Raw genomic sequence first — 8617 nt, 5'->3', positions numbered from 1 at the left:
TCGCGACACCGGGTCCGGTCTGCGCGGGCGAGCGACAGAACACGCCACATCTGCCATACCCCTCAATAACCCTAGTTACCACTCACTACGCCACGCAAAATAGTCCACATTGGCCTAAATCGGGCACTTAACCGCCGTCAAATGTTCCCTGCGGACACCCTGGGCGGGACCGGCCCGCCGACCAGCCGGACTCCATCCCTTTGCCTTACCGCCCAATAAGCCGTCGCCGAAAAACGGCCACGCCGCCCCTGCCCGAGCATCACTCCCCACGAGGCGCGTAGCCTCGCCCCCCAACCCAGCGCCGCGACGAGCACCCCGCGCCGGACCAGCCGTCCCGGCAACCCCGATGAAACCGGGCGTGAACACCTGATGACAGCTCACGAACCCGACTAGCAAGTCCGACCCCCGATTGTCCACTTCATCACGTCATCAGGGCCCTCTACTAGGTGTTCCAGGACACTTTTTGGCGGGTTCCTACAAGCACCGGCCCTCGGCATGCGTCACCGACGACATTCTCGTACCGGCCGGTAAGAGGCAGGCTGTTAGACAGGTACAGGAGACTGTCCCCCGTGTGATCCGGCGGGACGTCACCCTGTTGTGCTGCGTACTTGGGAGGCTCAGTCGGTGTTCAGTCGTGTCGCCATCGTCAACCGCGGAGAGGCCGCGATGCGGCTCATCCATGCCGTCCGCGAGCTGTCGGCGGAGACCGGACAGCGGATCGAGACCGTCGCTCTCTACACGGACGCGGACCGGTCGGCGACGTTCGTGCGGGAAGCCGACCTCAGCCACAACCTTGGTCCCGCGTCGGCGCGTCCGTATCTGGACTTCGCCGTACTGGAGCGGGCGCTGACCGAGACCGGGGCCGACGCGGCCTGGGTCGGTTGGGGCTTCGTGGCCGAGGACCCGGCCTTCGCCGAGCTGTGTGAGCGGCTGGGCGTCACCTTCATCGGCCCGAGCGCGGACGCGATGCGCAAGCTCGGCGACAAGATCGGCGCGAAGCTGATCGCCGAGGAGGTCGGCGTGCCCGTGGCGCCGTGGAGCCGCGGCGCCGTCGCGGACCTCGACGCGGCCATCAGCGCGGCCGAGGACATCGGCTACCCGCTGATGCTCAAGGCGACCGCCGGCGGTGGCGGCCGCGGCATCCGCGTCATCACCTCCGCCGACGAGCTCAAGGACGCCTACGAGCGCACCAGCCTGGAGGCCGAGCGGGCCTTCGGCAGTGGCGTCGTGTTCCTGGAGCGCCTGGTCACCGGCGCCCGGCACGTCGAGGTCCAGGTCATCGCCGACGGCCAGGGCACCGCGTGGGCGCTCGGCGTCCGCGACTGTTCGGTGCAGCGCCGCAACCAGAAGATCATCGAGGAGTCCGCTTCCCCGGTCCTGAGCCCCGAGCAGGCCGCCGAGCTCAAGCGGTCCGCCGAGCGGCTCGCGCTCGCGGTCGACTACCGCGGCGCCGGCACGGTCGAGTTCCTCTACCACCCGGGCGACAAGCTGTTCGCCTTCCTCGAGGTCAACACCCGCCTTCAGGTCGAGCACCCGATCACCGAGCTGACCACCGGCATGGACCTGGTCAAGGCCCAGCTGCACGTCGCGTCCGGCGGCAAGCTCGACGGCGTCCAGCCCGCCGAGTTCGGTCACGCCGTCGAGGCGCGGCTCAACGCCGAGGACCCCGACCGCGACTTCGCCCCGTCGCCTGGCCGCATCGCCCGCCTGGACCTTCCTGCCGGACCCGGCATCCGGGTCGACACCGGGGTCAGCGAAGGCGACACGATCCCGGCCGACTTCGACTCGATGATCGCGAAGATCATCGCCTACGGCCGCGACCGTGACGAGGCGCTCGGCCGTCTGCGCCGGGCGATGGCGCAGACCACCGTCATCATCGAGGGCGGCGCGACCAACAAGAGCTTCGTCCTCGACCTGCTCGACCAGCCCGAGGTGATCGACGGCAGCGCCGACACCGGCTGGATCGACCGCGTCCGCGGCGAAGGCAAGCTGGTCACCCACCGCCATTCGGCGATCGCGCTCGCGGCCGCCGCCATCGAGGCCTACGAGGACGAGGAAGCCGTTGAGCGCCAACGGCTTCTGTCCACCGCGCACGGTGGCCGCCCGCAGGTTCAGCACGAGAGCGGCCGCCCGCTCGACCTCAAACTGCGCGGCGCCGCGTACCGCGTGAGCGTGGCCCGGATCGGTCACCGCCGGTTCCGGGTCGGCGTCTCCGCGGGCGGCGGCGACATCCACCCCGCCGACGTCGAGGTCGACCGGTTCGACGAGCACACCGGCCAGATCACCGTCAACGGGACCCGGTTCCGCCTGGTCACCGGCACGCACGGACCGATCCACCTGGTCGAGGTCGACGGCGTGACCCACCGCATCAGCCGCGACGAGGGCGGCGTCGTCCGCTCCCCCGCGCCCGCGCTCGTCGTCGCGACGCCGCTCGAGGTCGGCGCGGAGGTCGAGGCCGGCGCACCCGTGCTGGTGCTGGAAAGCATGAAGATGGAGACGGTGCTCCGCGCGCCGTTCCGGGCGAAGCTGCGTGAGTGCGTCGTCTCGGTCGGCAGCCAGGTCGAGACCGGTGCTCCCCTGCTGCGGCTCGAACCGCTGGCGGAGGAAGGCGAAGAGGTCGCCGAGGACACCGGCAGTATCGAGATCGAGCTGCCCACCGAACCGGACGGCACGTCGGCGATGCAGCGGATCACGCGCGGCCAGCAGGACCTGCGCAGCCTCCTGCTCGGCTTCGACGTCGACCCGCACGACGAGCGCCGCACGCTCAGCACGTACCTGGCCGCCCGTGCCGAACTGGAGGGCAACGGCGACCGCCCGCTGGAGGGCGAGGTCGAACTGCTGACCGTGTTCGCCGACCTGTCCGAGCTGATGCGCAACAAGCCGGCGCGCGAAGAGGCCAAGTCGGACACCCGGGTGCACAGCTCCCGCGAGTTCTTCCACACCTACCTCCAGAGTCTCGACGTCGAACGCGCCGGGCTGTCGGAGTCGTTCCAGAACAAGCTCAAGAAGGTCCTGGCCCACTACGGCATCACGGACCTGGAGCGGACGCCGGAGCTGGAGGAGGCGGTCTTCCGCATCTTCCTCGCCCAGCAGCGGACCTCGTCCGACGTCGCGGTCGTCACCGCGCTGCTGCGGCAGTGGCTCACCGAGGCGCAGCCGTTCGAGTCGATGCGCGAGCCCGCGGGCAAGGCACTGGAGGCGCTCATCGCCGCCACCCAGCTCCGCTTCCCGGTGGTCGGCGACCTGGCGCGCAGCGTGGTGTTCCGCTGGTTCGCCCAGCCGCTGCTCCGCCGCACGCGCGCCGAGGTGTACAGCGAGGTCCGCAAGCACCTGCGCCACCTCGACGTGAACCCGGACTCCCCGGATCGCGCCGAGCGGATCGCCAGCATGCAGGCCAGCGCGCAGCCGCTGGTGCGCCTGCTCGGGCAGCGGATCGGGCGCCCCGGCACCGATCACACCCCGCTGCTCGAAGTGCTGAGCCGCCGCTACTACGGCAACCGCGCGCTCACCGCTGTCGGCCAGCTCACCGTCGGCGGCTGCACCTTCGTCACCGGTGACTACGCCGACGAGAACGAGCGGTTCCACATGGCCACCACCGCCGTCGACCGGGCCGGGCTGCCCGGCGCGATCAAGGCGGTCGCCGATCTCGCCGCCCAGCTGCCCGCCGACACCGACGTCGAGGCGGACCTCTATCTCACCTGGGACGATGAGTCGGCCGACGACGACGCGATGGCGGCGGGCCTGCGTGAGATCCTCACCGCCGAGTCGCTGCCGAGCCGGATCCGGCGCGTCACCACCACCGTCGCCGGGCACGGCGGCGCGGTGACGCACCACCACTTCACCTTCCGCCCGTCCTCGACCGGTTTCAGCGAGGAGCGGCTGATCCGCGGTCTGCACCCGCTGATCGCCCAGCGGATGCAGTTGCAGCGGCTGGCGAACTTCGACCTCACCCGGCTGCCGTCCGGTGACGAGGACGTGTACCTGTTCAAGTGCGTCTCGCCGATGAACCCGTCGGATCAGCGGCTGGTCGCGCTCGCCCAGGTCCGTGACCTGACCCCGTTGCGGGACAACGACGGCAAGCTGCTGGCCCTGCCCGCGGTCGAAGGCACGCTGGCCGGCTGCCTCGACGCGATCCGCGAGGTGCAGGCGAAGCTTCCGCCGAAGAAGCGCTTCGACACCAACCGGATCATGCTGTACGTGTGGCCGACCAGTGAGCTCACCGGCGAAGAGCTGGACACGGTCGCGCAGCGCGTGCAGCCGTCGACGGCGGGCGCGGGTCTCGAAGAGGTCCAGTTCCTCGGCAGGCAGCGCGACCGCGTGACCGGCGACGTCACCGAGGTCGCCGTGCGCATCGGCTACGACGTCAGCGGCGGCGTGCAGATGTCGCTGTCCGAGCCGACCACCGAGCCGATCCTCCCGCTCGACGACTACCGCCAGAACGTGCTGCGCGCCCGCCGTCGCGACACGGTGTACCCGTACGAGCTGACCGAGATGCTCGGCTCGTTCAGCGAGTACGACATGGACGACACCAACACGCTCGTCCCGGTCGACCGGAAGAAGGGGCGCAACACGGCCGCGATCGTGGCCGGTGTGGTCACCACGCCGACCGAGCGTCACCCGGAGGGTGTCAAGCGCGTGGTGCTGCTGGGCGACCCGACGAAGGCGCTCGGCGCGCTGTCGGAGCCGGAGTGCTCCCGGGTGATCGCGGCGCTGGACCTCGCCGAGCGGCTGCGGGTCCCGCTGGAGTGGTACGCGCTGTCGGCCGGCGCCCGGATCTCGATGGAGTCCGGCACCGAGAACATGGACTGGGTCGCGGCCGCGCTCAAGCGCATCGTGCACTTCACCCAGGACGGTGGCGAGATCAACATCGTCGTCGCCGGGATCAACGTCGGCGCCCAGCCGTACTGGAACGCCGAAGCGACGATGCTCATGCACACCAAGGGAATCCTGGTGATGACGCCGGATTCCGCGATGGTGCTGACCGGCAAGCAGTCGCTCGACTTCTCCGGTGGCGTCTCGGCCGAGGACAACTTCGGCATCGGCGGCTACGACCGCGTCATGGGCCCGAACGGCCAGGCGCAGTACTGGGCGCCGAACCTCGCCGCGGCCCGCGACGTGCTGATGTCGCACTACGACCACACCTACGTGGCGCCGGAGGAGACCGGCCCGCGCAAGGCAGTCACGAACGACCCGATCGAACGGGACATCTCGCCGTTCCCGCACGCGGCCGTCGACAGCGACTTCACCACGGTCGGCCAGATCTTCTCGCGGGAAGCCAACCCCGACCGCAAGAAGCCGTTCGACATCCGCACGGTGATGCGCGCGCTGTCCGACCAGGACCACCCGGTGCTGGAGCGCTGGCCGGGCATGGCCGACGCGGAGACCGCGGCCGTGCAGGACGTGCACCTCGGCGGGCGGCCGGTCTGCCTGCTCGGTATCGAGTCGCGTTCGGTGCCGCGCCGCGGCTTCCCGCCCACCGACGGCCCGGACACCTACACCGCGGGCACGCTGTTCCCGCGGTCGTCGAAGAAGGCGGCGCGGGCGATCAACGCGGCCAGCGGCAACCGGCCGCTGGTGGTGCTGGCGAACCTGTCCGGCTTCGACGGTTCGCCGGAGTCGATGCGGAAACTCCAGCTGGAGTACGGCGCGGAGATCGGCCGGGCGATCGTCAACTTCGAAGGCCCGATCGTGTTCACCGTGATCTCGCGGTACCACGGCGGCGCGTTCGTGGTCTTCTCCAAGGCGCTGAACCCGAACATGACCGTGCTGGCGCTGGAAGGCTCGTTCGCCTCCGTACTCGGTGGCGCGCCCGCCGCGGCGGTCGTGTTCGCCGGTGAGGTCAACGCGCGGACCGCGGCGGATCAGCGGGTGCGGACGCTCTCGGACAAGCTCAGCGGGGCGACCGGCGCCGAACGCGCCGCGCTGGCCGCGGAGCTGGCCGAGGTCCAGTCCTCGGTGCGAGCGGAGAAGCTGGGCGCGGTCGCTTCGGAGTTCGACGGTGTGCACAGCATCGAGCGCGCGGTGAAGGTCGGTTCGGTGGACGCGATCATCAGCGCGGCGGAGATGCGGCCGCGCATCATCGAGGCGATCGAACGGGGCCTGGCGAAGCAGCAATAACCCTCCCCTACCGGAATGTCATGAAAGGGTCGTTCAGGACGAAAAATGTCCTGAACGACCCTTTCATGACATCCGGGGAAGGCTAATCACCAGACGAGCCGGGCGGCAGGTCCCCGAAGTCCTCCGGCACGATCTTGTCCAGCGCCGCCCGGAACTCCTCGACCTCGCGCTCCTGCGCGACCGGATCCGGCGGCACCGACGGCAGTTCCGCGTCGGGCCCCGCCCCCACGATCTCGACCCGCACCGAAGCGACCTCCAGCACCGAATCCGCCACCTCGATCACGACACCGGCGCGCAGGCCGATCGCGACCGCGTCGCTCGGCCGGGCCGAGATGCGGATACCGGACTCGAACACCAGGTCGGCGAAGAAGATGCCGTCCCGCAGCGCGGTCACCTCGACCCCGGTCACCCGGTGGCCGAACGACTCGACCACCTTGCCGATCAGTTCGATCGTGCCGGGCCGCGGCAGCCGGATCTTCTCCTGCGCGAGTGCCACTGCGCTCGCCTCGGGGCCGCCGATCGTGATCGCCAGCCAGCGGCGTTCACCCTCGCGCTCCCGCAGCAGCATCACCGGAGCCGCCTCCGGAGCCAGGACTGCCATCCCTTCGACGTCCATCGGGATCATGCGCGGTACCTCATTCCTTCGGTCGGCTGGAGTGTCCCTCGGCGCGCAACCGGGGGACCATGTGCGGGTAGTGGAGTTCGAACGCCGGCCGTTCGGACCGGATCTTCGGCAGGTCGAAGAAGTTGTGCCGGGGAGGCGGGCAGGTCGTCGCCCATTCCAGGGAGTTCCCGTGTCCCCAGGGGTCGTCGACTTCGACGACCTCCCCGAACCTGAAGCTGCGGACCACGTTCCAGAGGAACGGCAGCACCGACGCGCCGAGCAGGAAGGCGCCGATCGTGGAAATCGTGTTGAGCGCGGTGAATCCGTCCGACGTCAGGTAGTCGGCGTAGCGGCGCGGCATGCCTTCGTTGCCGAGCCAGTGCTGGACGAGGAAAGTCGTGTGGAAGCCGATGAACGTGGTCCAGAAATGCCATTTCGCGAGCTGCTCGTCGAGCATCCGGCCGGTCATCTTGGGGAACCAGAAGTAGATCCCGGCGAAAGTGGCGAACACGATGGTGCCGAACAGCACGTAGTGGAAGTGCGCGACCACGAAATAGCTGTCGTGCACATGGAAATCCAGCGGCGGTGAAGCGAGGATGATCCCGGTCAGCCCGCCGAGCAGGAACGTCACCATGAACCCGACCGACCACAGCATCGGCGATTCGAAGGTCAGCTGCCCTTTCCACATCGTGCCGATCCAGTTGAAGAACTTGATCCCGGTCGGCACCGCGATGAGGAACGTCATGATCGAGAAGAACGGCAGCAGCACCGCGCCGGTCGCGAACATGTGGTGCGCCCACACCGCGATCGACAGCGCGGTGATCGAGATCGTCGCGAACACCATCGTCTTGTAACCGAACAACGGTTTCCGGCTGAACACCGGGACGATCTCGGTCACGATGCCGAAATACGGCAACGCGACGATGTAGACCTCGGGATGGCCGAAGAACCAGAACAGGTGCTGCCACAGGATCGCGCCACCGTTGGCCGGGTCGAAGACGTGCGCGCCCAGCCGTCTGTCGGCTTCCAGCGCGAACAGCGCGGCGGTGAGGATCGGGAACGCGATCAGGATCAGGATCGTGGTGAAGAGGATGTTCCAGGTGAACAGCGGCAGCCGCCACATGGTCATCCCCGGCCCGCGCAGGCAGAGGATCGTCGTGATCATGTTGACAGCGCCGAGGATCGTGCCCAGCCCGGAAACGATCAGGCCCATGATCCACAGGTCGGCGCCGACTCCCGGCGCGTGCGCGGCGGCCGAGAGCGGGGTGTAGGCCGTCCAGCCGAAGTCGGGTGCGCCGCCCGGCGTGACGAACGAGGTCAGCGTCATCGTGCCGCCGAAAAGGTAAAGCCAGTAGGAAAACGCGTTCAGCCGGGGAAACGCGACGTCGGGCGACCCGATCTGCAACGGGAGGATGTAGTTGGCGAAGGCGAAGAGATTCGGCGTCGCGTACAACAGCAGCATGATCGTGCCGTGCATGGTGAACAGCTGGTTGTACTGCTCCTGGGAAAGGAACTGCAACCCCGGCCTGCCGAGTTCGGCGCGCATCAGCAGCGCCATGATCCCGCCGGCGAGGAAGAACGCGAACGAGGTACCGAGGTAGAGCAGGCCGATCGTCTTGTGGTCGGTGGTGCGGACGACACTGAGGAACACGGAGCCTTTGGGGGCGCGAGGCCGCCCGCCGAAGCGGATGGCCTCCGGTCGGGGCGTTGTCTTCACTGTGGTCACGGCGACTCCCAGCACGAGGACACACCTTCGGAGAGCTGGTACCCCTCCAGGAGAGTCCCTACACGCGAGCTTTTCAAGGGCTAGCCGAGTAGGGCCTCCAGGTGGTCGGCCGCCGTCGAGGCCCCGCCCGCCTCCCGGAACGAGTCACCCACCTTTGCGGCGGCCGAGCG

The 8617-nt window shown here is 68.9% G+C and carries 3 protein-coding genes; 1 reads left to right on the top strand and 2 read right to left on the bottom strand.

Annotated elements, in window-relative coordinates:
* Window positions 1-624 precede the first annotated feature (624 nt).
* Window positions 625-6117 carry an ATP-binding protein gene (locus ACFWMR_RS30455; protein WP_378380862.1) on the top strand — a complete coding sequence of 1831 codons (5493 nt, stop codon included), beginning with the start codon at window positions 625-627 and terminating at the stop codon, window positions 6115-6117.
* An 82-nt stretch (window positions 6118-6199) separates the two neighbouring features.
* Here the strand turns inward: ACFWMR_RS30455 and ACFWMR_RS30450 are convergent, their stop codons facing one another.
* Window positions 6200-6742 carry a bifunctional nuclease family protein gene (locus ACFWMR_RS30450; protein WP_378380861.1) on the bottom strand — a complete coding sequence of 181 codons (543 nt, stop codon included), beginning with the start codon at window positions 6740-6742 and terminating at the stop codon, window positions 6200-6202.
* A gap of 10 nt (window positions 6743-6752) precedes the next feature.
* A complete protein-coding gene (gene ctaD, locus ACFWMR_RS30445; protein WP_449224340.1) occupies window positions 6753-8462 on the bottom strand; it encodes an aa3-type cytochrome oxidase subunit I in 1710 nt (569 codons plus the stop codon).
* Window positions 8463-8617 lie beyond the last annotated feature (155 nt).

The sequence above is a fragment of the Amycolatopsis thailandensis genome (genome assembly GCF_042723255.1).
In the GTDB taxonomy this organism is placed as follows: domain Bacteria; phylum Actinomycetota; class Actinomycetes; order Mycobacteriales; family Pseudonocardiaceae; genus Amycolatopsis; species Amycolatopsis thailandensis.
Note: the sequence above shows the minus strand (reverse complement) of the source record. Positions and strands in the feature narration are given on the sequence as shown.